General features: G+C 65.6%; 22 protein-coding genes and 1 other RNA gene. 11 read left to right on the top strand and 12 right to left on the bottom strand.

The window, feature by feature from the left end; all coding sequences use genetic code 11:
- The first annotated feature begins 84 nt into the window (after positions 1 to 84).
- The 3 genes from mutL to LN450_RS17070 are packed head-to-tail and all read left to right on the top strand — an operon-like array spanning position 85 to position 3,905.
- Positions 85 to 1,962: a DNA mismatch repair endonuclease MutL gene (mutL, locus tag LN450_RS17080; protein WP_011347749.1), complete on the top strand. Its 1,878-nt coding sequence runs from the start codon at positions 85 to 87 to the stop codon at positions 1,960 to 1,962.
- Complete coding sequence (locus LN450_RS17075) at positions 1,962 to 2,897, top strand: DUF1684 domain-containing protein (protein ID WP_011347748.1); 936 nt, start codon at positions 1,962 to 1,964, stop codon at positions 2,895 to 2,897. Before mutL ends, LN450_RS17075 begins: the two co-directional genes overlap by 1 nt.
- A 33-nt stretch (positions 2,898 to 2,930) precedes the next feature.
- A complete protein-coding gene (locus tag LN450_RS17070; protein ID WP_011347747.1) occupies positions 2,931 to 3,905 on the top strand; it encodes a TraB/GumN family protein in 975 nt (324 codons plus the stop codon).
- Positions 3,906 to 3,958: 53 nt separating this feature from the next.
- Here the strand turns inward: LN450_RS17070 and LN450_RS17065 are convergent.
- The 4 genes from LN450_RS17065 to gluQRS form a co-directional block, all read right to left on the bottom strand.
- Positions 3,959 to 4,033: non-coding RNA, sX9 sRNA (locus tag LN450_RS17065), on the bottom strand.
- Between the two features lie 56 nt (positions 4,034 to 4,089).
- On the bottom strand, positions 4,090 to 4,665 hold the full coding sequence (gene phaR / locus LN450_RS17060; RefSeq protein ID WP_011347746.1) for a polyhydroxyalkanoate synthesis repressor PhaR: 576 nt from the start codon (positions 4,663 to 4,665) through the stop codon (positions 4,090 to 4,092).
- A gap of 159 nt (positions 4,666 to 4,824) precedes the next feature.
- Positions 4,825 to 5,565, bottom strand: a complete 741-nt coding sequence (phbB, locus tag LN450_RS17055; RefSeq protein WP_011347745.1) for a beta-ketoacyl-ACP reductase — start codon at positions 5,563 to 5,565, stop codon at positions 4,825 to 4,827.
- A gap of 82 nt (positions 5,566 to 5,647) precedes the next feature.
- Positions 5,648 to 6,547 (bottom strand): tRNA glutamyl-Q(34) synthetase GluQRS, encoded by a 900-nt coding sequence (gene gluQRS, locus LN450_RS17050; protein WP_011347744.1) that lies wholly within the window; start codon positions 6,545 to 6,547, stop codon positions 5,648 to 5,650.
- Between the two features lie 97 nt (positions 6,548 to 6,644).
- Here gluQRS and htpX point away from each other — a divergent pair, with 97 nt between their 5' ends.
- On the top strand, positions 6,645 to 7,523 hold the full coding sequence (gene htpX / locus LN450_RS17045; protein WP_011347743.1) for a protease HtpX: 879 nt from the start codon (positions 6,645 to 6,647) through the stop codon (positions 7,521 to 7,523).
- Between the two features lie 99 nt (positions 7,524 to 7,622).
- Here htpX and LN450_RS17040 read toward each other — a convergent pair whose 3' ends face one another.
- The 3 genes from LN450_RS17040 to LN450_RS17030 all read right to left on the bottom strand — a co-directional run bounded on the left by LN450_RS17040 (position 7,623) and on the right by LN450_RS17030 (position 11,634).
- Positions 7,623 to 9,692: a GGDEF/EAL domain-containing response regulator gene (locus LN450_RS17040; RefSeq protein WP_011347742.1), complete on the bottom strand. Its 2,070-nt coding sequence runs from the start codon at positions 9,690 to 9,692 to the stop codon at positions 7,623 to 7,625.
- A 215-nt stretch (positions 9,693 to 9,907) separates the two neighbouring features.
- Positions 9,908 to 11,089 (bottom strand): BaiN/RdsA family NAD(P)/FAD-dependent oxidoreductase, encoded by a 1,182-nt coding sequence (locus LN450_RS17035; protein WP_039418621.1) that lies wholly within the window; start codon positions 11,087 to 11,089, stop codon positions 9,908 to 9,910.
- A complete protein-coding gene (locus LN450_RS17030; protein ID WP_005923173.1) occupies positions 11,086 to 11,634 on the bottom strand; it encodes a YaeQ family protein in 549 nt (182 codons plus the stop codon). Before LN450_RS17030 ends, LN450_RS17035 begins: the two co-directional genes overlap by 4 nt.
- Positions 11,635 to 12,186: 552 nt before the next feature.
- On the opposite strand from LN450_RS17030, the gene LN450_RS17025 reads away from it, so the two are divergent.
- A complete protein-coding gene (locus tag LN450_RS17025; RefSeq protein ID WP_008576153.1) occupies positions 12,187 to 12,396 on the top strand; it encodes a cold-shock protein in 210 nt (69 codons plus the stop codon).
- 170 nt (positions 12,397 to 12,566) lie between these two features.
- Complete coding sequence (locus LN450_RS17020; RefSeq protein WP_011347740.1) at positions 12,567 to 13,265, top strand: glutathione S-transferase; 699 nt, start codon at positions 12,567 to 12,569, stop codon at positions 13,263 to 13,265.
- Positions 13,266 to 13,478: 213 nt separating this feature from the next.
- Here the strand turns inward: LN450_RS17020 and LN450_RS17015 are convergent, their stop codons facing one another.
- Positions 13,479 to 14,354, bottom strand: coding sequence for an alpha/beta hydrolase (locus LN450_RS17015; RefSeq protein WP_039418626.1), 876 nt, complete (start codon positions 14,352 to 14,354; stop codon positions 13,479 to 13,481).
- 281 nt (positions 14,355 to 14,635) lie between these two features.
- Here LN450_RS17015 and LN450_RS17010 point away from each other — a divergent pair, with 281 nt between their 5' ends.
- Entirely contained in the window at positions 14,636 to 16,192 is a 1,557-nt protein-coding gene (locus tag LN450_RS17010) for a protein adenylyltransferase SelO (protein WP_041855063.1), read from the top strand.
- A 94-nt stretch (positions 16,193 to 16,286) separates the two neighbouring features.
- A complete protein-coding gene (locus LN450_RS17005; RefSeq protein WP_011347737.1) occupies positions 16,287 to 16,847 on the top strand; it encodes an adenine phosphoribosyltransferase in 561 nt (186 codons plus the stop codon).
- A 100-nt stretch (positions 16,848 to 16,947) separates the two neighbouring features.
- Here LN450_RS17005 and dbpA read toward each other — a convergent pair whose 3' ends face one another.
- Complete coding sequence (gene dbpA, locus LN450_RS17000; RefSeq protein WP_011347736.1) at positions 16,948 to 18,324, bottom strand: ATP-dependent RNA helicase DbpA; 1,377 nt, start codon at positions 18,322 to 18,324, stop codon at positions 16,948 to 16,950.
- Positions 18,325 to 18,434: 110 nt separating this feature from the next.
- Here dbpA and LN450_RS16995 point away from each other — a divergent pair, with 110 nt between their 5' ends.
- Positions 18,435 to 20,324 carry an ATP-binding cassette domain-containing protein gene (locus LN450_RS16995; RefSeq protein ID WP_011347735.1) on the top strand — a complete coding sequence of 630 codons (1,890 nt, stop codon included), beginning with the start codon at positions 18,435 to 18,437 and terminating at the stop codon, positions 20,322 to 20,324.
- A 290-nt stretch (positions 20,325 to 20,614) separates the two neighbouring features.
- Here LN450_RS16995 and LN450_RS16990 read toward each other — a convergent pair whose 3' ends face one another.
- Together LN450_RS16990 and LN450_RS16985 are read right to left on the bottom strand one after the other, a co-directional pair.
- Complete coding sequence (locus LN450_RS16990; RefSeq protein ID WP_008576164.1) at positions 20,615 to 21,040, bottom strand: barstar family protein; 426 nt, start codon at positions 21,038 to 21,040, stop codon at positions 20,615 to 20,617.
- Positions 21,037 to 21,477, bottom strand: coding sequence for a guanyl-specific ribonuclease (locus LN450_RS16985; protein ID WP_008576167.1), 441 nt, complete (start codon positions 21,475 to 21,477; stop codon positions 21,037 to 21,039). Before LN450_RS16985 ends, LN450_RS16990 begins: the two co-directional genes overlap by 4 nt.
- A gap of 251 nt (positions 21,478 to 21,728) precedes the next feature.
- Between LN450_RS16985 and LN450_RS16980 the strand changes: the two genes are divergently transcribed.
- On the top strand, positions 21,729 to 22,340 hold the full coding sequence (locus LN450_RS16980; protein WP_011347733.1) for a superoxide dismutase: 612 nt from the start codon (positions 21,729 to 21,731) through the stop codon (positions 22,338 to 22,340).
- Positions 22,341 to 22,699: 359 nt separating this feature from the next.
- Here the strand turns inward: LN450_RS16980 and LN450_RS16975 are convergent, their stop codons facing one another.
- The gene (locus LN450_RS16975; protein ID WP_005913068.1) at positions 22,700 to 23,533 is read right to left on the bottom strand and encodes an inositol monophosphatase family protein; all 834 of its coding nucleotides are present in this window, start codon (positions 23,531 to 23,533) and stop codon (positions 22,700 to 22,702) included.
- A 117-nt stretch (positions 23,534 to 23,650) separates the two neighbouring features.
- On the opposite strand from LN450_RS16975, the gene LN450_RS16970 reads away from it, so the two are divergent.
- Positions 23,651 to 24,415, top strand: coding sequence for an RNA methyltransferase (locus LN450_RS16970; RefSeq protein ID WP_011347732.1), 765 nt, complete (start codon positions 23,651 to 23,653; stop codon positions 24,413 to 24,415).
- The last annotated feature ends 3 nt before the right edge of the window (positions 24,416 to 24,418 follow it).

The following is a 24,418-nucleotide window of genomic DNA, read 5'->3' as shown; positions in this document are numbered from 1 at the left end:
CCGGATTGCCGTGCCGAGTTCTGTCTTGCCTGTCACACCGCCGATCTACCGCGTTTCGCGCGTGCTGCAATGGAGCGTGCGCTGATGGCGATCCGCCAGCTGCCCGAGATTCTGATCAACCAGATCGCTGCCGGCGAAGTCGTCGAGCGGCCCGCATCGGTGGTCAAGGAACTGGTCGAAAACGCACTCGACGCCGGCGCCACGCGCGTGGATATCGAGCTCGAGGAGGGCGGCGTCCGGCTGATCCGCATCCGCGACAACGGTGGCGGCATCGCCCCGGACGAACTGCCGCTGGCCGTGTCGCGGCATGCCACCAGCAAGATCGCTTCGCTGGACGACCTGGAAACCGTCGCCACGCTGGGCTTCCGTGGCGAAGCCTTGCCGTCGATCGCCTCGGTCAGCCGCTTTACCCTGACCTCGCGTCGCCACGACGCCGAGCACGGCTCCGCATTGGAAATCGACGGCGGTCGCCTGGGCGAGGTGGTGCCGCGCGCGCATGCGCCGGGCACCACGGTCGAAGTGCGCGAACTGTTCTTCAACGTGCCGGCGCGGCGCAAATTCCTGCGTGCCGAACGCACCGAACTCGGCCACATCGAAGAGTGGTTGCGTTCGTTGGCATTGGCGCGGCCGGATGTGGAATTGCGCGTCTCGCACAACGGCAAGCCGTCGCGTCGCTACAAGCCGGGCGATCTGTATTCGGACGCGCGGCTGGGCGAAACCCTCGGCGACGATTTTGCGCGCCAGGCCTTGCGCGTGGACCACAGCGGCGCCGGTCTGCGCCTGCACGGCTGGGTTGCGCAACCGCATTACTCGCGTGCCAGCACCGACCAGCAGTACCTCTACGTCAACGGACGTTCGGTCAGGGACCGCAGCGTGGCGCATGCGGTGAAGATGGCCTACGGCGATGTGCTGTTTCATGGCCGTCAGCCGGCCTATGTGCTGTTTCTGGAGCTGGACCCGGCACGCGTGGACGTCAATGTGCACCCGGCCAAACACGAGGTGCGTTTCCGCGAAGCGCGGCTGATCCACGATTTCGTCTATCGCACCCTGCAGGATGCCTTGGCGCATACCCGTGCCGGCGTCACGCCAAACAGTATCGGCAGCGATGGTGCCGGCGACCCAGGTGCGACCGCTGGCGGACTGGGCAACATTGCTGGCAGCGGTGTTCCTAACCACGGCAACGCAGCTGGCAGCAGCGGTAGCGGCTACAACTACGCGAGCTGGACGCCTTCGCAAACGCCGCTGGGATTGCGTGTGGACGAGGCGCGCGCCGCCTACAGCGCGCTGTACGCGCCGCCGCCCAGCAGTGCGCAGCAATCGGCAGGCATGCCGAGCATGGCCGGCACCGGGTTGCCGGCAACTGCGCAAGACAGCGGTGTTCCGCCGCTCGGTTATGCCGTCGCGCAGTTGCACGGCATCTACATCCTGGCCGAAAACGCCGAAGGCTTGATCGTGGTCGACATGCACGCGGCGCATGAGCGCATCGGCTATGAGCGGCTCAAAAATGCGCACGACAGCATCGGCCTGCACGCGCAGCCCTTGCTGGTGCCGATGACGCTGGCAGTGGGCGAGCGCGAAGCCGACACCGCCGAGCGCGAAGCGGAGACCTTGGCCACGCTCGGCTTCGAGATCACCCGGGCCGGCCCGCAGTCGCTGCACGTGCGCAGCATTCCCGCGCTGCTGGCCAATGCCGAGCCGGAGGCGCTGCTGCGCGATGTGCTGGGCGATCTGCGCGAGCATGGTCAAAGCCGCCGCATCGCCAGCGCACGCGACGAACTGCTCTCCACCATGGCGTGCCACGGTGCAGTGCGCGCCAACCGCCGCCTCACCGTGCCTGAAATGAACGCGCTGCTGCGCGATATGGAAGCCACCGAACGCTCGGGCCAGTGCAACCATGGCCGACCGACCTGGGCGCGGTTTACGCTGAGCGATATCGATCGTTGGTTTCTGAGGGGGCGTTGATGGCAGTGCACGGGGGGAAGGGCTGGCTGCTCGGCATGCTGGTCGCAGCGGCGTTATTCGGTTGCGGGCGCGATGCGCCACCGCCGGCTGCGCCGGTCGCACTCGACAAGACATTTCTGGCCGACACCGCCGCCTGGCGCGAAGCGCGGCTGAAGGAACTGCGCGCGCCCGATGGCTGGACCAGCCTGGTTGGCCTGCATTGGCTGTCGCTGAAGGCGCATTACATCGGCAGCAGCGCCGACAGCGGTATCAGACTCGCGGTAGGCCCACCGAAGATGGGCATGGTGTCCACGGAGAACAACGCGGTCTGGTTCGTGCCCGAGCGTGGTGCCGCGCTGACCCTCGATGGCAAGCCGCTGACCAGCCGGATCCGCTTCCAGTCCGATCGCGATCCGCAGCCCACCCTGATCCATTTCGACGAGGGCAAGGGCGTGTTGAGCCTGATCCATCGCGGCGACCGGTATGCGCTACGGGTCAAGCATGCCGACGCGAGCTCGCGCACGCACTTCGCGGGTCTGGACTATTGGCCCGTGGATCCATCCTGGCGCATCAACGCGCGCTATGTGCCCAACTCCGTCGGCAAGACCATCCCGATCGTCGACATCGTCGGGATCAGCAGCGAGCAGCCGAACGCGGGCGCGATCGAGTTCGAGCTCGACGGCAAGACCTACCGATTGGAAACCATCGGCGAGCCAGGGCGGCCGATGTTCGTGGTATTCGCCGACCGCACCAGCGGTCACGGCAGCTATCCGGCTGGACGTTTTCTGGATCTGGACGTGCCCGATGCCTCGGGGCATGTCATCGTCGATTTCAACCGCGCCTACAACCCACCATGCGCGTTCACCCCATTCGCCACCTGCCCACTGCCGCCGCCGGAAAACCGCATCGATCTGGCGGTGTCGGCAGGCGAGAAGGCCTACAAGGTGCCGCACTGACATGCGCGCCATTCACATGTGCGGAGAAGCCTGGTGACCGGGCGACGGACCACGTTGACGCGCCAGCGGATTGCCACCTGGTGCAGCAGCGCGCTGCTTGGCCTGGCCTTGTGGAGCGGCGCGCTCGTACCGGTGTGGGCGCGCGGTGCCGGCCACGCGCCGGCAGGCCCGCCGGTGCCGCTGCTGTGGAAGGTCGATGGCAAGGGCGGCACGCTGTATCTGCTGGGCTCGTTTCATGTGCTCAAGCCCAGCGACTACCCGTTATCGCCGGATGTGATGCAGGCCTTCGCCAAGGCCGACCGTCTGCTGTTCGAATTGCCGCCTGACGATGCGCAATCGCCCGAGCTGGCCAGTCGCATGCTGCAGGCGGCGCGGCGCACCGACGGGCGTACGCTGCAGGACACGCTGGATGCGAAGACCTGGCAGGCGCTGAGCGCCTACGCGCGCAAGTACGGCATGTCGCTGGCGAGCCTGCAGCCGCTCGAGCCCTGGTTCGTAGCGCTGACGATCAGCCTGGCGGAGATGACCCGGCAAGGCATGGACCCGAACGCGGGGCTGGACCATTACCTGATGGAACAGGCGCAGGCGCGCGGCAAACCGGCCGACGGCCTGGAGCGCGCCGCCGAGCAAATCGCCTTGCTCGACGGCATGTCGCCGACCGAGCAGCATCAGTTGCTGGAAGAGTCGCTGGACGAGGCCGATGCCACCGACCAGCTACGCCAGCTGCATGCAGCCTGGCGCAATGGCGATGTGCATACGCTGTCCACGCAGATGGCCGAAGACATGCGCCGCCAGTATCCGGCGCTGTATCAGGACATCAATGTCGAGCGCAATGCGCGCTGGGTGCCGCGGCTGGAGCAGCGGCTCGGCAAGGGCGGCGGAACCACGCTGGTGGTGGTCGGTGCGCTGCATTTGCTGGGCAATGACGGGGTAGTAGAGCGTCTGCGTGCGCGCGGCTACCACGTGGAGCGGATCTGCTCTGCCTGCACAACGCAGGCCGGCCACTGATTGGCTGCGCCTGGGAGCCTGAGGCTCCTGGCGCAGCGTTCGGTATCTGAAACGGTCGACATCACACCGCGACCAGCCGTCAGCTGGCATGGCCGGCGCAGCGGAGCCGGGGTGTCCGAGCAGCGCCTGAGGATTCCGGCACCGGCCGCACCTGCCTGGCGGCTGCGCAATGGCGTGTTGTCTATTAGCCGCGGTTGCGGGCCTTGCCGGTCGTGCCGTGATTGCCGCCAGCCGAGCCATGCGTGCCGGTTCCCATCGGGCCGCTGCCCAGGCCGCTCGCCCCAGGCGGGCTCGGCGGTGTGCCCGGGCCACCCGCGCGGCCGAAGCCGGCGCCGAAGTTGCGCTGGAACTCCTGCCACAACTCCAGGTTGCGCTCGGTCAACTGGTTCATCATCGCCCACGGGGTCTGCCCGAGCAGGTTGCCCATCTGCTGACGGAACTGCTGCTGCTGATCCAGGAACACCTGCATGCTGCGCTCCAGGTAATTGCCCATGAAGCCCTGCAGCGAGTCGCCATAAAACCGGATGATCTGGCTCAGCAACTGGGTGGAGAGCATCGGCTCGCCGTCCTGCTCGCGGTCGGCGATGATTTGCAGCAGCACTGCGCGGCTGAGGTCCTCGCCGCTCTTGGCATCGCGTACTTCGAATTCTTCGCCATCGATGATCAATTGGCGCACATCTTCGATGGTGATGTAGCTGGAGATTTCCGTGTCGTAGAGACGGCGATTGGGATACTTCTTGATGATGCGAAGTCCGGCCATGGAACGTTCACCCACACTGATAGTGCGCGCAGGATGGCGCACCGCAGCAGCGCTTGCAACAGCCAAAAGGCCTTATTTGCTTAAGCGGACACATTAAAAATGTTGCGCAGCATGGTTTTTGAGCAAAATCCATGCTGCACCGCAAAGTTGCAGCAAACGTTACCAGCCCATGTGGTGGCCGCCGTTGATGTCCAGATTCGAGCCAGTGATCCAGGCAGCCTCTTCCGCAACCAGAAACGCCACCGCGTAGGCGATCTCTTCCGGACGGCCCAGGCGTCCGGTGGGGATATCGGCCACGATCTTGGCGCGCACTTCTTCCGGAACGGCCATCACCATGTCGGTGGCCACATAACCGGGCGAGACCGTGTTGACGGTGACCCCGAATGCCGCGTTCTCGCGCGCCAGCGAGATGGTGAAGCCGTGCATGCCAGCCTTGGCGGCAGCGTAGTTGGCCTGGCCATACTGGCCCTTGAGCCCATTGATCGAGCTGATCTGGATCACCCGGCCCCAGCCGCGTTTACGCATGCCCTCGATCACCGGGCGGGTCACGTTGAAGACCGAATTGAGGTTGGTGTTGATGACCTCGTGCCACTGCTCGGCACTCATGCGGTGGAAGGTGGTGTCGCGGGTGATGCCGGCGTTGTTGACCAACACCTCGACCGGCCCCAGCGAGGATTCGACGTCTTCCACCAGCGCGCGCGCATGCTCGGACGAGGCGACATCGCCGCGAAACAGGGCGACCTCGTACCCCTGCGCCTGCATGCGCTGCTGCCAGTCGCGTGCCTTTTCTTCGTTGCGGAAGTTGCTGGCGACCCGGTGGCCCTGGTCGGCCAGGCGCTTGCAGATGGCAGTACCGATACCGCCGGTGCCGCCGGTGACCAATGTGACGCGAGATGTCATGACGACTCCAATCAACAAGTGAGGCTGAGGGCGATTCGGGTGCGGGACTGCTGCGCCCGGACGCCGGTGCTGGGCCGCAATTCTAGTCACGCTGGAGGCCGGATGCGCGCGCATCGAGGTCCAGCTGGCGTTGGCGTGGAAGCAGCCGTGGCGAAAAATGCTGCACGGCGTGCTGCAGCAGGGTTTCCACGGCTGCATGCCGCGGCAGTGCGTCGGCCTGTTGGCCCAGGGCGACCCAGGCGGCGTGCAGGGCCGGCAGTGGATCGGCGTCGTCCAGTGCGGGTGCATCGTGTGACTTGGACAGCTTGCGGCCGTCGCGATCCAGCATCAGCGGCAGGTGCAGGTAGCGCGGCTGCGGCAGGCCCAGTGCGCGCTGCAGCACCATCTGGCGCGGGGTGGAGTCGAGCAGGTCGGCGCCGCGCACCACATCGGTGATGCCCTGCGCCGCATCGTCCACCACCACTGCCAGTTGGTACGCCCAATACCCATCGGCGCGGCGCAGCACCACATCGCCCACCTCGGCGTAGACATCCTGCAGCACCGGGCCTTGCAAGGCGTCCTCGAAGCCGACCGGCGATTGCGGCGGCACCCGCAGGCGCACCGCACGGCGCTCGCCCAGTGGCGCGACGCAGGCGTGGTGGATGCCGCCCATGCCGGCCAGATCGGCACGGCTGCAGCTGCATTCGAATGCCTGGCCGGTTTCCAGCAGCTGAGTGATAGCGTCGGTGTAGGCCGCATCGCGCTCGGACTGCCGCATCACCGGCAGGTCCGAGTGCAGCCCGAATGCGGCCAGCGTGCGCAGCTGACGTTCGCTGGCGCCGGGTTCGGCACGCGGCGGGTCGATGTCTTCGATGCGTACGCACCACTGCCCACCGTCATGCCGGGCCAGCAGCCAGCTGCCGAATGCAGCCAGCAGGGAGCCGAAGTGCAGGGGGCCGGTGGGCGAGGGCGCGAAGCGGCCGAGATAAGGGGGCGATGGCATGGGCAGCTGAATCGTCGGTCAGGTGCTTGCTTGATTTCAAGCCGCAACACCCGCAGATCCGCACCAGTTCACCCCGCATCCGTGGAGCCATCGCGCCATGTTCAACCGCATTTTCCTGTTCCTGCTGACCAATCTTGCGGTGCTGATGCTCGCCGGCATCGTCATGTCGTTGCTGGGCGTCAATCCCGCGCAGATGAGTGGCCTGTTGGTGATGGCCGCCATCTTCGGTTTCGGCGGCTCGTTCATTTCCTTGCTGCTGTCCAAGTTCATGGCCAAGCGCAGCACCGGTGCGCAGGTCATCACCGAGCCGCGCACGCCGACCGAGCGCTGGTTGCTGGAGACCGTGCGCCGCCACGCCCAGGCTGCCGGCATCGGCATGCCGGAAGTAGCGGTCTACGACGGCCCGGAAATCAACGCGTTCGCCACCGGCGCCAACCGCAACGACGCCCTGGTGGCGGTGTCCACCGGCCTGCTGCAGAACATGGACCAGGATGAAGCCGAGGCGGTGCTTGGCCACGAGATCGCCCACGTGGCCAACGGCGATATGGTCACCATGGCGCTGCTGCAGGGCGTCCTCAATACCTTCGTGATCGTGCTCGCCCGCGTGGTCGGCGGCATTATCGACAGCGCCTTGTCGGGCAACCGCGAGGGCGGTCGTGGCTTTGCGTACTACATCATCGTGTTTGCGTTGGAGATGGTGTTCGGCTTGTTCGCGACCATGATTGCGATGTGGTTCTCGCGACGCCGCGAATTCCGCGCCGATGCCGGTGGCGCGCAGCTGGCCGGCCGCAGCAAGATGATCGCTGCGCTGGAGCGGCTGTCGCTCAACCATGGCCAGAACACCTTGCCCTCGCAAGTGCAGGCGTTCGGCATCTCCGGTGGGGTGGGCGAGGGCTTGCGCCGGCTGTTCCTGAGCCATCCGCCGCTTACCGAACGCATCGCTGCGCTGCGCGCCGCCAGTGGTAGCGCCATGTAAGGTGTCGGAACTCCGGCTGCCTGGCAGGCAACAAAAAACCCGCGCAATGCGGGTTTTTTGTTATTTAGCGAGGTTGCGAACGAGCGGGCGCGCCGGCTTTCAGCCGAACTCGTAATTCATCAATGGCCCGGTCGGTGCCACGAAATCGCCCTGGACGTAGTCCACTCCGGCACTGAAGAAGCTGCTCATCGACTGCGCATCGGCGACGAACTCGGCCATTGTCAGAATGCCGGCCGGCTGCGCCCGCGAGGTGATTTCGCGAATCTTTTCCTGGCTCTCCCGCGCCGAGGCGATGTCGCCGGTGATGCCGCGATCCAGTTTGAGGAAGGCCGGGTGGAAATGCGCCAGCAACTGGAACGAATCCAGACCCGAGCCGAACTGCTCCAGCCCGACCTTGCAATCCATCGCCGACACCGCCGCCAGGAACTGCTGCGCGTTGCGCAGGTGCGTAAACACCTTCGACTCCGGCGTCTGCAGCCACAGCCGTTCGCCGGGGACACCGTAAACCGCCAATTGCTCGCGGATGGTGTCGATCATCTGCGGGTCCGAGAACGAGTTTGGCCCGATGCGTACCAGCAGATGGGTCTTGTGCCCGGCACGTTGGCGTTCGCCCAGTTGCCGGATGGCCCGCGCCACCACCCAGCGGTCGATTTCGGTGACCAGGTCGTGCTCTTCGGCGATGGCCATGAACGCGTTCGGCGACATCATTTCGCCATTGCGTTCCAGGCGCAGGAAGGCCTGGTACAGCTCCAGCGGCTCGCCTTGCAGGTTGAGCACCGGCTGGTAATGCAGCAGGAAACCGTCGCCGACCAGCGCTTCGCGCAGCTGCTCGACCCAACGTTCGATGCGTTCTTCTTCGGCCCGATCCGCCGCAGCCGGGTCGTAGATGCTGACCGCGTTGCCACCGAGCTCGGCAGTGGTGCGCACCGCCTCGGTGCCGCGATTGAGTACCTGGCCGATGCTGGCGATCTTTTCGCCGATCTGCACGCCGCCGATGCTGACCGTCACCGTGGCCGAGCGCGTCCCCACGCTGACCACGTGCTGCGCGAACGCATTGCGCACGGTTTCGGCCAGCGCATGCGTGCGCGCGTAATTTCCGTTCAACAGCAGGGCGAAACTGTGTTCGCCGAAGCGCGCGGCCAACACGCTGTCGTCCAGCACGCTCGCCACATGCGCGGCAAGCGCAGCAATCAGCGCATCTGCCGAATCCAGCCCGAACTCCGGAAGGATGCGTGCGTAGTGATCCGGCTCGATCAGCAGGAAGCCGGATTGGCCCTCGCTGCGGCCGGCCTGTGCCACGGCCTGTTCCAGCGCCACCATGAAGGTGGGGCGATTGAGCAGGCCGGTGACCTGGTCGCGCTGGCGCAAGTCTTCGACCTCGCGCGCCAGTTCCGGGTCGAACTCCTCGCGGCGCCGGAACACCACCTGGATGCACGGCTCGCCTTCATAGGTGGCGGTGGCGAACTCCATCGTGGCCGGAAAGGTGTCGCCTTCCACGCGGCGTGCATCGAGCTTGTACTGTGCCGGCGGCGGTTCGCCCTTGGACATCGCCTTGAGCAGCTGTTTGAAATCGTCGACGTATTGCGCGGCGATCATGTCCAGCAGCGAGATACCTTCGACATCGTCGAACGACTCGAAGCCGAACATTTCCAGATAGGCATCGTTGGCGCGGATATGCATGCCTTCATGCACGTAGGCGATCGGGTCGCGCGAGGATGCGATGAGTGCGTCGCAGCGGCGCTCGGTCTCGCGCATCTGCGCTTCGATGCGGCGCAGTCCGCGGCGGGCCAGCAGGTCGTCCCATTCCGAGCGCACCAGTGCAAGCAAATGCGCGGGGCGGTGGCGCAATGCAATGGCGCGCACCCCGTGCGAAGCGGCCTCGACCAGGGCGTTCTCTTCGATCCGCTCGGCCAGCAAGATGATCGGGATGTCCTTGCCGCTGCCCGCAATCTGGGTCTGCAAGGCGCTCATGGGGATCTGCTGCGCCTGACCCAAGATGGCCAGATCGATCTGGCCCGACAGCATGCTGGCCAGTTCCTCCTGGCTTTGCGGTCGCGATGGACGCACCGCAATGCCGCCATTGCGCAGCGCGGTGACGATGGTCTCCGCACTCTCCACGCTGTCGTCGACGATCATCAGGCGGAGGGTGAGATCTTTGCCTTTTTGCATGCGCGGCTCCCTAGAGACGGGCTTTAATACACGAAGGGGTTTGGCACGTCCATGTGTGTGGAGCATGCCGCATCAAGTGTGAGACGTAGAACAATATTTGCGCGTGGAAGATGCCTTCTGGCGCGCATCGACCGTTTCACTGCGTGCTGTCCATGCCGCGACAGCGCGTTCAAGGCGCCTGACCTGATCGGTGGGCGAGCCCCCCGCCATCGCCGTTACGCCACGCTCCCCGCCGCATGGCCGGACGCCCACGCCCACTGAAAGTTGTAACCGCCCAGCCAGCCGGTGACATCCAGCACCTCGCCGACAAAGTACAGGCCTGCCACCAGGCGCGACTCCATGGTCGCACTGGAGACCTGTTGGGTATCGACCCCGCCCAGGGTGACTTCAGCTGTCCGATAGCCTTCGGTGCCGCTGGCGATCAGCGGGAAGCTGCCGAGCAGCTCGGCGGCGGCTGTCAGCTGCGGCGGATCCAGCTGACGCACCGGCTTGTCTGGCAGCCAGAGCTCGCACAAGCGTTGCGCAAACCGTTTCGGTAGCACGTCGGCCAGCACGTTGCGCAGCTCGGTGGCGCCGCGTTGCTGCTTTTGTTCGCGCAGCCACGTCGCTGCATCGCGACCGGGCAGCAGATCCAGCCGCAAATCGTCGCCCGGCTGCCAATACGAGGAAATCTGCAGGATCGCCGGGCCGCTGACCCCACGATGGGTGAGCAGCATGGAATTGCGAAAGCTGACTCCGTTGCACTGCGCCTGGACCGGCAACGCCAGCCCGGACAGCGCTTGCAGACGCTCCTGATGCTTGCCGCTCAGCGTGAGTGGCACCAGCCCGGCGCGGGTGGGCAGCAGCGCATGGCCGAACTGCTTGGCCAGGGTATAGCCGAAGCCGCTGGCCCCCATGCTGGGAATCGACAGCCCCCCGGTCGCCACGATCAACGACTGCGTCTGCACGGCCCCCTGGCTGGTCTGGATCTGGAAGCCGTCGCTGCCGCGCTGGACCGACAGCACGTCGCACTGGGTGCGGATCTGCACGCCGGCCGCATCGCATTCGTCCAGCAGCATGCGCACGATCTGCTTGGAGGAGATGTCGCAGAACAACTGGCCCAGCTCTTTCTCGTGATAGGCGATGGCATGCCGTTCGACCATCTCCACAAAATCCGCCGGGCTGTAGCGCGCCAGGGCGGATTTGCAGAAATGCCGATTGGCCGAAATGAAGTTGCCAGGCGTGGTGCCGGTGTTGGTGAAATTGCAGCGCCCGCCACCGGACATCAGGATCTTCTTGCCGACCTTGTTGGCATGATCGATCACCACCACCTTGCGGCCACGCTGGCCGGCAGTGAAGGCGCTCATCAGCCCGGCAGCGCCGGCGCCGATGACCAGCACGTCGCAACGCATGCTCATTCGGCCGGGGCTTGCCGCACCATCGGGGTCAGGGTGACGCTGCCGTGGTCGGCCAGCATCTGCACTTCGCCGTCCTGGATGATCACGTCGAACCGCATGCCGCGCTGGATCAGTGCGCCCAGCGCTTCGGTGGCCTGCGAGTCGAGCTCGATCACGCGCAGATTGCGGTACCGGCCCATGGCGTTGGCGTGCTTTTTCCACCAGGTTTCGGTGGCCTGGCCGCCGTAGCCGATGACCACCGCCTCGCGCGAGCGGTTGCAGGCCTTGCGCACGCGGCTTTCGTCCGGCTGGCCGAGGTCGATCCACAGATCCGGGTCGCCGGTGTAGTCGCGCCGCCATAGGTCCGGCTCGTCGTCGTTGCTGAGGCCACGGCCGAATTCCAGACGATCGTCGGCAAATAGCGCGAACGCCAGCAGCCGCACCATCAGGCGCTCGTCGGTCTCGGAAGGGTGCTGGGCCAGGGTCAGCGAATGGTTGGCGTAATAGCCGCGGTCCATGTCGCTGATCTGAAGTTCCGCCCTGCGGACGGTGGCGGTGAGGGCCATCAGGATGCCGGTTGCAAAGGGCGCCTATGATACGCGGCCGGTTCATGCGCCGGGTGTTGCCCGCATCTGGCAGAGGTGCGTCGTCGGCCGGGCCTGGGCTGGCTGACAGCTGGATGGTGCGAGCAAGGGCAGGGTGGGCTTGGCTCAGAGGCCGGTTGGCTGCAAGGGCCACGGCGGGGCGACAGGCGCTGAGGCGCGGTCCAGGACGTCGCGGACCATGGCCGGGCAGGTGTCGTTAACGGCCCCCATGATCTGCGCAGCTGTGGGGGCGTCAGGCAGTGGCATCCGGTCAATTGGGATGGGGACAGTCCCGACAGGCCGTCGGATTGGACCCGACTGCAAAAGATTTGACGCAGGGTGTCGCTTTTTGCAGAAAACACGAGTACTGTGCACGCACTGTGTTTGCAAGGGTCACCGTGAATCGTGGCCTGGTGCAGCCGGATCGTTACAGATCTCGCTTCATCGTTCCGCTTTACCAACGCCTGCAACTCAGTCTCAGCTCCGGCTTTTCGGACGCTGCGATTTATCCATCAATAGTTCAGGAGTTAGTAAATGTCAGAGCGTCAGAGCGGTACCGTGAAGTGGTTCAACGATGCCAAGGGCTTCGGCTTCATCACCCCGGAAAGCGGCCCGGACCTGTTCGTGCACTTCCGCGCCATCCAGGGCACCGGCTTCAAGTCGCTGCAGGAAGGCCAGAAGGTCACCTTCGTCGCCGTGCAGGGCCAGAAGGGCATGCAGGCTGACCAGGTGCAGGCGGTCTAATCCGCCTGCAACCTTAGGGTTGCCAAAAACGCCGGTCGCGCAAGCGGCTGGCGTTTTTTATTGCCTGCAAGATAGGCGGCCAGCCTCGTTGGCGCGTCACCAGGCGCTGCTTGCGCACAGCGACGACGCCTGGATCGGTAGGATGTGCGCTTTCCGCGCGCAGCCATCCCATGATCACTGTCCACCATCTCAATAATTCCCGTTCCCAGCGCGTGCTGTGGCTGCTGGAAGAACTGGCGCTGCCTTACCAGATCGTGCGCCATGAACGCGACCCCAAGACCATGCTGGCGCCGCCGGCGCTGCGCGCGATCCATCCGCTGGGCAAATCGCCGGTGCTGGTCGATGGCGATCTGGTCGTAGCCGAATCTGGGGCGATCCTGGAGTACCTAACCGAGCGCTACGACACCGAGTGCGCGCTGTCGCCATCGCCGCGGCCGCTGGATTCGCCCGAGCGCCTGCAGTTTCGCTATTGGATGCATTACGCCGAAGGCTCGGCGATGCCGCCGTTGCTGATGACGCTGATCTTCGGTCGCATCCGCAGCGCGCCGATGCCGTTCTTCGCCAAACCCATCGCACGTGCGATCGTGGACAAGGCGATGTCGGGCTTCGTCGGGCCGCAGCTCACCTTGCATTTGGACTGGATGGAGCAGTCGTTGCAGGCCGGCAACTGGTTCGCTGGCGAACGCTTCACCGCCGCCGACATCCAGATGAGCTTCCCCGTACAGGCGGCGGCCGCACGCGGCGGCGGTCTGGAGAAATACCCGCGTTTGCACGCGTTTCTGCAGCGGATCCAAGCGCGTCCGGCGTATCAGGCTGCGTTGAAGAAAGGCGGCCCGTTCGAGCTGATGGGAAGCAAGCCGGCCAATTGAGGCATCGGGGAGTAGGGAGAGCGGGGTGCGAGTAGGTGGGCGGGACTGTGTTTCGCCCGCTGTCTGCTGCTACGACATGGCGTCTCTCATCGCGATGTATTCCGCTCATTCCGGATCCGAATGGCTACCCAGCGACACCGTCGTCGGTATCGCTGCCCATCAGCCGTTCGCAGCAGTCACTCAATCCCAAGCGACGTCAGGGCGGATTGCGCTTCAAGGCACCCGGCACTGGCGCACAAACCGCAGCGTATCGTTCAGCACCTGCGAGCGCTCGGGCGATTTGCGCAGCGCCAGCAGGATGCCGAGATGGCCCATGCCGGGGTAGACCTTCAGTTCGGCACTGCCGCCTTCGCGCTTGAGCGCCTGCTGCAGCGAGATGCTGTTCTGTAGTTCGACCACGCGGTCGGCATCGCCATGCAGCAGCAACATGGGCGGTTCGTCGCCGCCGACGTAACGCACCGGTTGCGATTGCCGTTGCGCTGCCGGCGCATCGCCAAAGATTTCGACCAATTCGGGATCGGTCATCGGCATGAAGTCGTACGGCCCGGCCAGGCCTACCACGCCGCACAACTGGTGAGGTTTGAGACCTTGCGCCTGCAGCCAGCGGGCATCGGTGCCAAGCAACGCGGCCATATGCGCGCCTGCCGAATGACCCATCACCGCGAGGCGATTCGGGTTGCCGCCGTACTCGTGCGCGTGGCGGTAGCTCCATGCGGTGGCGCCTGCCGCGTCGGACATGAAACCGTGTAATCCGACCTGCGGATACTTGCGGTAGTCGGCCACCATCGCCACCACGCCCTGGCGCGCAAGTGCGCGGCCCACCCAGCGATAGTTGGCGCGTGAACCGCGCTTCCAGGTGCCGCCGTAGAAAAACACCACCACTGGCGCGTCGCTTGCGCCGCGCGGCTGGTAGACATCCAGCGCCAGGCCGTGCGCGGAATCGAACACCTGGTCGCGATGCTCGACGATGCCCGATCGGCTGGATGCGGCATTGATGCCACCAAAAAAGACGCTGCTGCAGGCCGTCATGGTCAACGAACCGAGCAACAGGAGGGCAGGACGGAACCAGCGGGAAGCGCGCGAAGGCATGGGCAATATCGGTACGGGGGCAGGAAGGGTGGTGGGGACCAGGCACGAACGCAACAGGCGGGCAAGTGCAGACCAGAGAGTGGCGTCCCGGCAACGTTCGCCTCTGTCTGGTTCGCATCTGATCGGCAGCCGGCGGCCATTAGCCGCTATCGCACGTCGCAAGCATGTGCAGGACGAGCCCGCTCGGCACACGCCAAGCGAGTGAAGATACGGTACGCACGCAGCGCCGGATGCGGCTTCGCCCATGTCAGGTTCACCGCCGGTGGCCTAGGCTTGCCGGCATGACACATTTGCACTTCGATAATCGTCTGCGTCAACAGCTGCCTGGCGACCCGGAAGAGGGGGCGCGCCGGCGCGAGGTGGGCGCGGCCTGGTCGTCAGTCTTGCCGACGCCGGTCGCCGCTCCGTACCTGATCGCGCATTCGGCGGAGATGGCGCAGGTGCTGGGCCTGGAGGCGGCCGAGATCGCCAGTGCGCAGTTCGCCCAGGTGTTCGGCGGCAACGCGCTGTACCCGGGAATGCAGCCTTGGGCGGTCAACTACGGTGGGCATCAATTCGGGCATTGGGCCGGACAGCTTGGCGACGGGCGGGCGATTTCGCTGGGCGAGGCGATCGGAACCGACGGTGGGCGCTACGAATTGCAGCTCAAGGGTGCCGGCCCGACGCCGTATTCCCGCGGTGCCGATGGGCGCGCCGTATTGCGCTCGTCGATCCGCGAATTCCTGTGCAGCGAGGCCATGCATCATCTGGGCGTGCCGACCACGCGTGCGTTGAGCCTGGTCGGCACTGGTGAGGCGGTGGTGCGCGACATGTTCTACGACGGCCACCCGCAGCGCGAGCCGGGCGCGATCGTGTGCCGGGTGGCGCCTTCGTTCATCCGCTTCGGCAACTTCGAATTGCCCAGCGCACGCGGCGATATCGCATTGCTGAAGCAGTGGGTGGATTTCACCATCGCCCGCGATTTCCCGGCGTTGGCCGGTGCCGGCGAGGCGCTCTACGCCGACTGGTTTGCGCAGGTCTGCGAGCGTACCGCGGTGATGGTGGCGCACTGGATGCGGGTCGGGTTCGTGCATGGGGTGATGAATACCGACAACATGTCGATCCTCGGTCTGACCATCGACTACGGCCCGTATGGCTGGGTCGACGACTATGACCCGGACTGGACGCCCAACACCACCGACGCGCAGGGGCGGCGCTATCGCTTCGGCACCCAGCCGCAAGTGGCCTACTGGAACCTGGGCCGGCTTGCCCAGGCGCTGGCGCCGCTGTTTGCCGACCAGGCCCTGCTGCAATATGGGCTGGATCGTTTTCGCGATACCTACCTGGCGTGCGACCGGCGCGACACCGCCGCCAAGCTGGGCTTGGCAGAGTGTCGCGACGAGGATCTGCAGCTGATCGACGCGCTGCGCGCCCTGATGCGCGAATCCGAGATGGACATGACGCTGACCTTCCGTGGGCTCATCGACCTGTCGCCCGAACATCCGGACCCCGCGCAGCTGCGCGACGCCTTTTACGACGAAGACAAACGCCTGGTGGATGCGCCGCAGCTGCAGCAATGGCTGCAGCGCTATGCCGCGCGCCTGCAGCAGGATCCGCTGTCGCCGGAAGAGCGGCGCGCGCGCATGCGCCTGGCCAACCCGCGCTATGTGTTGCGCAATTATCTGGCGCAGCAGGCGATCGACCGTGCCGAGCAGGGTGACCCGTCCGGGGTGCAGGAGTTGCTGGAGGTCATGCGCCGCCCTTACGACGATCAGCACGGGCGCGACGCGTTTGCGGCGCGGCGGCCGGACTGGGCACGCGATCGCGCCGGGTGTTCGATGCTGTCGTGCAGTTCCTGACGCGCTCAGATGCAGGTATGCCGTAAATCCGGCGTGGATGGCGTGCGCAGCCTAGAATAGGCGCAACCCCACCGGCCACCACGCCACCGCCCTCATGACTGACTGCAGCCGCTGCGCCGGCACCACGACTTCCGGACCCAACCATTGGTCGGAGCGGATTCGCGACATCGCCGATTTCCCCAAGCAGGGCATCGTCTTCAAGGACATTACCCCGTTGCTGTCGGACGGCCCGGATTTCGCCTCTGCGCTGGACGAAATGGCGCAGCCGTGGCGCACCACGCCGCTGGATGCGGTGCTGGGTATCGAGGCGCGCGGTTTCATTCTGGGCGCTGCCCTGGCGCGCGAACTGCGGACCGGCTTCGTGCCGGTGCGCAAGCCGGGCAAGCTGCCGGGGCGCACGCTGATCCAGGAATACGCGCTGGAGTACGGCACCGATCGCATCGAAATGCATGAGGATGCGCTGCCACGCGGGGCGCGCGTACTGATTGTCGACGACGTGCTGGCCACCGGCGGCACGCTGCGTGCGGCCCTGGGACTTGCTGCCCAACTCGAACTGGAAGTCGTTGGCGCAGCCGTGCTGGTGGAATTGCAGGTGCTGCAGGGTCGCCAGAAATGGGCGAACGATGTGCCGCTGTTGGCGACACTTTCTTACTGAGTCCAAGCGCTGAAGCGACCCTGGATGCGTGGACGTGCGCGCATCCAGGATTGCTCCTGCTGAAACATGGGCGGCCGGCACGACGCCGGCCGCGCTGCGTTCAGAGCTTGCTGACCCGAAACCGGCGTCCCTTGATCTTGCCTGCGTGCAGATGTGCCAGCGCCTTGGCGACCTGCGCGCGGGCAATGGCCACGTAGGAGCGGGTAGGGTAGATGGCGATCTTGCCGATTGCCGCGCCCGAGAGCCCGGCTTCGCCAGTCAGGGCGCCCAGGATGTCGCCGGCACGCAGCTTGTCGGTCTTGCCGCCATCGATGCGCAAGGTGGTCATTGCCGCCTGTGGCAGTTGCGCCGGGCGCGCGGTGGCCAGTGGCGCACGCGACCACTTCAAGGGTTGGCCCTGTTCGGCTTCCAGTGCCTGCGCGCGGGCAGTTTCGCGCGGGGCGACCAGGCTCAGCGCCAGTCCATGCTTGCCGGCACGTGCGGTACGGCCAATGCGATGGCGGTAGGTTTCGGTATCGGTGGGCAGCTCGTAGTTGACCACCGCCGAGAGGTCTTCCACGTCCAGCCCGCGAGCGGCCACGTCGCTGGCCACCAGCACGTTGCAGCTGCGGTTGACGAAGCGCACCAGCACTTCGTCACGGTCGCGCTGTTCCATGTCGCCGTGCAGCGCGAGTGCGGAGAAGCCGAACTCCTGCAGCGAGCCAGCCACCTCGTCCACTTCCTTGCGGGTATTGCAGAACACCACGCTGGACTCGGGATTGAAACGCAGCAGCAGGCCGGCAACGGCCTTTTGCCGATAGGTCGGGTCGACCTCGAAGAACTGCTGATCGATCTCCGGTGCGCTATCGGCGCCTTCCACCGTGATCTCAACCGGCTCCTTCAACAGCTCGCGTGCAAGCGTGCGGATACTGTCCGGGAACGTGGCCGAAAACAGCAGGCTTTGGCGGTGTTTGTCGCAACGGCTGGCAATCTCGCGGATGGGTTCTTCGAAGCCCATGTCGAGCATGCGGTCGGCCTCGTCCAGCACCAGCGTGCGCACGCCGCCCAGATGCAGGGCGCGTTTGCGGGCCAGTTCCTGGATGCGACCGGGCGTGCCCACCACCACTTGCGGGTCGTGCGCTTCCAGCGAGGCCAATTGCGGGCCCAGCGGCATGCCGCCGGTGAGCACCACCAGCTTCATGTTGGGAATGCCGGTGGCGAGCTTGCGCAGCTGCTTGCCGACCTGGTCGGCCAATTCGCGGGTGGGGCAGAGCACCAGCGCCTGTGCGCGGGTCACTGCAGGGTCGAGCTTTTGCAGCAGGCCCAGTCCGAACGCGGCGGTCTTGCCGCTGCCGGTCGGCGCCTGGGCGATGACATCGAGCCCCTGCAGGATCGGCGGCAGGCTTTGCGCCTGGATGGGAGTCAGGACGGTATAGCCAAGGGCGTCGATGCCGGGGGCCAGGGCCGGCGACAGCGGCAGCGCGGAGAATTCGTTCATGGCGCATTTTAGCCCGGGATTGGGGAGTAGGGATTCGGGATTCGTCACCGTGACAGCGTGCGCTTTTGCCAATCCCGAATCCCCAATCACCAATCCCGTACAATTGCGCCATGCCTTTAATCACTCTGCAAAGCGTCGACTACAGCGTCGGCGGCCCCTTGTTGCTGGAAAAAACCGACCTCACGATCGAGCCGGGCGAGCGTATCGCCTTGATCGGCCGCAACGGCGCCGGCAAATCGACCTTGATGAAACTGATCGCCGGCGAGCTCAAGCCCGACGATGGCGAAGTGCGCGTGCAACAGGGTGTGCGCATCGCGCGGCTGGAGCAGGAGGTACCGCAAGGGACCGGCGGCAGCGTGTTCGACGTGGTGGCCGATGGTCTGGGCGAGTTGGGTCATTGGCTGGCCGAATTCCATCAACTCAGCCATGCCGAGGTGTTCGACGCCGATGCGTTCGGCAAAGTGCAGGCCAAGATCGATGCGGCCGACGGGTGGGCGCTGGATCAACGCGTCACCGAGACGCTGACCAAGCTGGAACTGGATGGCGATGCGGAGTTCGCGCGGCTGTCTGGCGGTATGAAGCGACGCGTGCTTTTGGCGCGTTCGCTGGTGTCCTCGCCGGATGTGCTGCTGCTGGACGAACCGACCAACCATCTGGATATCGAAGCCATCGATTGGCTGGAAACCTTCCTGAAGGGCTGGAGCGGCAGCGTGCTGTTCGTCACCCACGACCGGCGCTTCCTGCGTGCGTTGGCCACCCGCATCGTCGAGATCGATCGCGGCCAGGTCACCAGCTGGCCGGGCGACTGGGCCAACTACGAGCGCCGCCGCGAGGAACGGCTCAATGCGCAGGCGCAGGAGAATGCGCGCTTCGACAAGTTGCTGGCGCAGGAAGAGATCTGGATCCGTCAGGGCATCAAGGCCCGGCGCACCCGCGACGAGGGCCGCGTGCGGCGCCTGGAATCGATGCGCAACGAGCGCGTGCAGCGGCGCGAGCTCACCGGCAACGTGCGCATGGAAGTCTCGCAGGGCGAGTCGTCCGGCAAGAAGGTGATCGAGGCCAAGGAGGTTGGCTTCGCGTTCGGTGCGCGCACGATGGTCAAGGATTTTTCCACCATCATCCAGCGTGGCGACCGCATCGGCCTGATCGGCCCCAACGGTAGCGGCAAGACCACCTTGCTCAAGCTGTTGCTGGGCGATCTGCAGCCGCAGCAAGGCGAAATCCGCATCGGTACCAATCTGCAGATTGCGTATTTCGACCAATACCGTTCCACCCTGCGCGAAGACTGGAGCGCGATCGAAAACGTGGCCGAGGGCCGCGATTTCCTGGAAATCAACGGCAAGCGCAAGCATGTGCATGCCTATCTGCAGGATTTCCTGTTCACGCCCGAGCGCGCGCGCGCGCCGATCACGCGCCTGTCCGGTGGCGAGCGCAATCGCCTATTGCTGGCACGTCTGTTCGCGCAGCCGTCCAACCTGCTGGTGATGGACGAACCGACCAACGACCTGGACGTGGAAACGCTGGAGCTTCTGGAGGAGTTGCTGGGCGAATACACCGGAACCTTGCTGCTGGTCAGCCATGACCGCGACTTCCTCGACAACGTGGTGACCTCCACGCTGGTGATGGAGGGCGATGGCCTGATCGGCGATTACGTCGGCGGCTACAGCGATTCGCTGCGCCAGCGCCGTACGCCGGTCGGCAATGCGATGGCGGTGGCCAAGGCATCGGCCACTGCGGTGGCGACCGCGCCCGTGGCTGCAGTGCCGGCGGACACCGCCCCCAAGCGCAAGCTCAGCTACAAGGATGCACGCGAGCTGGAGCAACTGCCGGCCCTGATCGAGACGCTGGAGCAGCAAGTGGCCACGCTCACCGAGGCGATGAACGAGCCGGCCTTCTATCAGCGCGACAGTGCGGCGATGGCGGCCCACACCGCAGCATTGGCCGATGCGCAAAAGCACCTGGATGCGGCGTACGCGCGCTGGAGCGAGCTGGATAGTTGATCGTCGGTCGGCACGCGCAATGCGTGCCGTTCGCGCGTTTGGCGCGACGAAGGGCGATGGTGGTTTGCCATCGCGCCTGGGTGCGGGCCGATGCGGGTGCGTAGCGATCCGTGTTCGCCGGAAATACCAGCGCTGATCGACCGCGCCGCGCGGTGCCTGGGAAACATCGCGAGCGCTCATCAGGTCGGTGCGGGCGGCATGCAGGCAGCCATCGCTTCTGCACGGGGCATGTGGTGCCGGCGCCAGGCGTGTCCGCTCGGCCGGCTGCGCAGGCGTGCTGTTGGCTGCTCTCAGTCGCAGGCGCTTGCGGGCGCAACGAACGCCGCGAAGGTCAGCCCGCGTGCTGCCCAGGCGTTGGCGACTTCATCGAGGATGTCCAGCAAGGTGTCGCGGTCGTTGGGTGCCGTGCTGGCCAGCGCCTGGGCGCCGTCGATGAGCAGCGCATAGCCATGTGGCGAAGGCAGCCACGCCAGGTCGCGCAGGGCATCGCTGAGCGCGTCCCAATTGCGGCCGAAGCTGGCCGGGAAATCCAGTTGCGTGGCCAGGCGCATCAGCAGCATGCGCTTGTCGCTGCAGGCGGCCAGATCCACGCGCACGATGCGTAGGCCGGCATCGCGCGCAAGCGCCGCCATGGTGTCCAGATCGTCGGTCTCGGCCTGATACACCCCCGACTGCTGCGGATCGGACAAATCCAGCGCGAAGTCGCCAGCGTTCATGGTGCCTGGTCCGGGGTCGGGCCATCGAAGGCCTTGAAGCTCTGGTAATGATCGTCGCTGTAGTACCACGCCTCGGGCGGGGTGCCGCCGGTAACGATGCGGCGCGCGCCGCGATCCGGGCTGCCAGGGGTATCGACAGTGTATTCGCGGTAATAGCCACGCGGGCGTTCGGGCAGGCGATGCTCGCGGTTGCCGAACACGCCGCCATCCTGCGGATGCGGAAACGGGCCGCCGCGCTGGATCAGCACGATGGTGGCCATCGCCTCGGTCGGCAGAAAGGCGGGCAGACGCGGCACCTCGCGCGTCGGCGTGTCCGCGGCGATCGGGGCGTTGAGTTGCGGCGCGAACTGCGGCTTGGGCGTCTGCATCGCACGCATGCCCCACAGGCCGGCGACGAGCAGCGCGATGGCGACAACGAGCAAAGCGGGCTTGCGCATGAAGACGGTCCGAAATGGGTACGGCAGAGCAAGTATGCCGATGCGCGACTGTGTCGACTTTGAACGTGGCCGGCGCCGGGACGGTTCACGCCCAAGTAACCGGGACCTGGTGCAAGGTGTGCGGCGAACATCGTGCGGCATGCGATGGGATGAAGTTTCCCTGCCAGCACCCTTGGTAAGCGCTGCCGCCGTCCTTACCATTCACCCCGCAACGCCCGGTCTTCGCCGGGCGGCAAGTCCAGGAGATACGCATGGCTTACACCCTTCCGCAGTTGCCCTACGCCTACGACGCGCTGGAACCGAACATCGATGCGCAAACGATGGAAATCCATCACACCAAGCATCACCAGACCTACATCAACAACGTCAACGCGGCGCTGGAAGGGACCGAGTACGCCGATCTGCCGATCGAAGAACTGGTCTCCAAGCTGAAGAGCCTGCCGGAAAACCTGCAGGGCCCGGTGCGCAACAATGGCGGCGGCCACGCCAACCATTCCCTGTTCTGGACCGTGCTGTCGCCCAACGGTGGCGGAGAGCCCAAGGGCGAGGTCGCCAAGGCGATCGACAAGGATGTTGGTGGTTTCGAGAAATTCAAGGAAGCCTTCACCAAGGCCGCCGTTAGCCGCTTTGGCTCGGGTTGGGCGTGGTTGAGCGTGACCCCCGACAAAAAGCTGGTGGTGGAAAGCACCGCCAACCAGGACAGCCCGCTGTTCGAGGGCAACACCCCGATCCTGGGTCTGGACGTGTGGGAACACGCGTACTACCTGAAGTACCAGAACCGTCGCCCGGAATACATCGGCGCGTTCTACAACGCCGTCAATTGGGAAGAAGTCGAGCGCCGCTACCACGCCGCGATCGCCTGAGGTCCTGCACCGGCGCCAGGCACTGCCTAGCGCTGTGACAGCGGCACCCAACGTACAAGGCCGGGAGCGATCCCGGCCTTGTACGTTTACTGCGCTGTGGGTAGGAGCGACCCCGGTCGCGAGAGACTTTGCAGGGAACGCTCCTCGCGCTCAGGCGCGCGCCTACAGTTGCGGCGCGGATTGGCTTGGTACCGAACCGAAACGCACAAGGCCGGGAGCGATCCCGGCCTTGTTTACTGCGCTTTGGATAGGTGCGCTGTGGGTAGGAGCGACCCCGGTCGCGAGAGGCCTTGCAGGGAAGCCTCCGTGCTCGGGCGTGTTCCGATGTCTGCCGGGCAGCGGTAGTGCGAACGGGTCGATCAGAACTTGGCGTCGAACTCGCGGGCGTAGCCGGTGTTGACGATGACCTTCTGCAACGCGTCGCTGATCTTGATGTTGCCGGCCACGATCTGCTGCGTCTCAGGGCCCATGTTGTCCATGCGCGGCGGGGTGGCACCCTTGTAGTCGCAAACGCGGCCACCGGCCTCGCGTACCAGCAGCACACCAGCGGCGATGTCCCAGGCTTTGACGCCCGCTTCGAAATAGGCGTCGGCGCGGCCGCAGGCCACATAGGCCAGATCCAGCGCCGCCGAGCCGGTACGGCGCACGTCTTCGGCCTGTACCAGCAGCGCATCCACGCACTTGAGCTGTGCACTGGCGCGCGCGCGTTCGCGCGGCGGAAAGCCGGTGTGGACCATGGCTCCTTCCAAATCCTTGCGCTCTGCGATACGGATGCGGCGGTCATTGAGCACCGCGCCTGCGCCGCGGCTGGCGGTGAACAGCTCATTGCGCAACGGGTCGAAGATCACCGCATCGGTCGGTTCGCCATTTTCCACCAGCGCGATGGACACGCAGTAGTGCGGGAAGCCGCGCAGATAATTGCTGGTGCCGTCCAGTGGATCGATGACCCAGGTGTAGCGGCCACTCTTGCCGCCCTGCACGCCGCCTTCTTCGCCGAACACGGCGTACTCGGGGTAGCCGCGCTTGAGTTCCTTGATGATGACCTTCTCGGCATCGGCATCGACTTCGCTGGCGTAGTCCATGCGGCCTTTCTGCACCACATTGAGCGCATCGAGCTTGTTGATGCCGCGCAACAGCACATTGCCGGCGAGGCGGGCGGCTTTGACCATGACGGTGACGGCGGGTTTCTGCATGGTGAAAGCTCCCGTGAAGGCAGAATCGGACAATGGCGAAGGTAAAAGAGCGGTCCGGCGCGAAAGCCGGCCGCGCAGTTTACCATCTACGGCCGAACAGCTTCCCGATCTCCGTTCATGTCCGTCAGCCAGCGCATCCGATTTGTTCTTGTGGGTACCCAGCATCCAGGCAACATCGGCGCTGCAGCGCGTGCGATGAAGACCATGGGGGTTTCGCGCCTGGTGCTGGTGGCGCCGGAGCGCGCACTCGACGAAGACGCCTATCGGCGCTCGGCCGGCGCAGAAGACGTGCTGAGCCAGGCGCCGATCTTCGCGACACTGGGCGAGGCGGTGGCCGACTGCACGCTGGTGATTGGCTGCACTGCGCGCGCGCGCCGGGTGGCGCTGGAAGAACTGCTGCCGGACGAGGGCGCGCAGCGTGCCCTGGCCAAGGCGGGCGAGCCGGCCGAGGTGGCCTTCGTATTCGGCCGCGAGCGTACCGGTCTGACCAACGACGAGCTGCAGCTGTGCCACGCCGCGGTCCACATTCCCTCCGATCCGCAGTTCAGTTCGCTCAATCTGGCCGCGGCCGTGCAGGTGCTGGCGTACGAAGTGCGACTGGCGCAGCTGGCGGCAGGCCAGGCCGAACGCGCGCCGGCAGCGGCTCCGGGCTTGCGTGACGGGCCGGCCAGCCACGCACAGCTGGAAGGGATGTTCGGCCAGCTGGGCGACACGCTGGACGAGATCGACTTCCACAAGGGCCGTGCGCCGGAGTCGGCGATGCGCAAGTTGCGCCGGTTGTTGCTGCGCGCAGAGATGACCGAGCAGGAGGTGCGGCTGATTCGCGGCATCCTGTCCGATGCGCAGCGCATGGCCATGCTTGCCAAGCAGGCCGGAAACTGACGT

This window comes from Xanthomonas euvesicatoria pv. euvesicatoria (assembly GCF_020880415.1).
Taxonomy (GTDB): Bacteria; Pseudomonadota; Gammaproteobacteria; order Xanthomonadales; family Xanthomonadaceae; genus Xanthomonas; species Xanthomonas euvesicatoria.
Note: the sequence above shows the minus strand (reverse complement) of the source record. Positions and strands in the feature narration are given on the sequence as shown.

Bases quoted from the DNA above. Each gene is read 5' to 3' on its own strand.
- LN450_RS16980 (WP_011347733.1), top strand. From the start codon at position 21,729: ATGGCTTACACCCTTCCGCAGTTGCCCTACGCCTACGACGCGCTGGAA.
- LN450_RS16975 (WP_005913068.1), bottom strand. From the start codon at position 23,533: ATGCAGAAACCCGCCGTCACCGTCATGGTCAAAGCCGCCCGCCTCGCC.
- LN450_RS17030 (WP_005923173.1), bottom strand. From the start codon at position 11,634: ATGGCCCTCACCGCCACCGTCCGCAGGGCGGAACTTCAGATCAGCGAC.
- LN450_RS17005 (WP_011347737.1), top strand. From the start codon at position 16,287: ATGACTGACTGCAGCCGCTGCGCCGGCACCACGACTTCCGGACCCAAC.
- LN450_RS17015 (WP_039418626.1), bottom strand. From the start codon at position 14,354: ATGCCTTCGCGCGCTTCCCGCTGGTTCCGTCCTGCCCTCCTGTTGCTC.
- mutL (WP_011347749.1), top strand. From the start codon at position 85: ATGGCGATCCGCCAGCTGCCCGAGATTCTGATCAACCAGATCGCTGCC.
- LN450_RS17040 (WP_011347742.1), bottom strand. From the start codon at position 9,692: ATGCAAAAAGGCAAAGATCTCACCCTCCGCCTGATGATCGTCGACGAC.
- LN450_RS17035 (WP_039418621.1), bottom strand. From the start codon at position 11,089: ATGAGCATGCGTTGCGACGTGCTGGTCATCGGCGCCGGCGCTGCCGGG.
- LN450_RS17075 (WP_011347748.1), top strand. From the start codon at position 1,962: ATGGCAGTGCACGGGGGGAAGGGCTGGCTGCTCGGCATGCTGGTCGCA.
- LN450_RS17025 (WP_008576153.1), top strand. From the start codon at position 12,187: ATGTCAGAGCGTCAGAGCGGTACCGTGAAGTGGTTCAACGATGCCAAG.
- phaR (WP_011347746.1), bottom strand. From the start codon at position 4,665: ATGGCCGGACTTCGCATCATCAAGAAGTATCCCAATCGCCGTCTCTAC.
- gluQRS (WP_011347744.1), bottom strand. From the start codon at position 6,547: ATGCCATCGCCCCCTTATCTCGGCCGCTTCGCGCCCTCGCCCACCGGC.
- LN450_RS17020 (WP_011347740.1), top strand. From the start codon at position 12,567: ATGATCACTGTCCACCATCTCAATAATTCCCGTTCCCAGCGCGTGCTG.
- LN450_RS16990 (WP_008576164.1), bottom strand. From the start codon at position 21,040: ATGAACGCTGGCGACTTCGCGCTGGATTTGTCCGATCCGCAGCAGTCG.
- htpX (WP_011347743.1), top strand. From the start codon at position 6,645: ATGTTCAACCGCATTTTCCTGTTCCTGCTGACCAATCTTGCGGTGCTG.
- phbB (WP_011347745.1), bottom strand. From the start codon at position 5,565: ATGACATCTCGCGTCACATTGGTCACCGGCGGCACCGGCGGTATCGGT.
- LN450_RS16995 (WP_011347735.1), top strand. From the start codon at position 18,435: ATGCCTTTAATCACTCTGCAAAGCGTCGACTACAGCGTCGGCGGCCCC.
- LN450_RS16970 (WP_011347732.1), top strand. From the start codon at position 23,651: ATGTCCGTCAGCCAGCGCATCCGATTTGTTCTTGTGGGTACCCAGCAT.
- dbpA (WP_011347736.1), bottom strand. From the start codon at position 18,324: ATGAACGAATTCTCCGCGCTGCCGCTGTCGCCGGCCCTGGCCCCCGGC.
- LN450_RS16985 (WP_008576167.1), bottom strand. From the start codon at position 21,477: ATGCGCAAGCCCGCTTTGCTCGTTGTCGCCATCGCGCTGCTCGTCGCC.
- LN450_RS17010 (WP_041855063.1), top strand. From the start codon at position 14,636: ATGACACATTTGCACTTCGATAATCGTCTGCGTCAACAGCTGCCTGGC.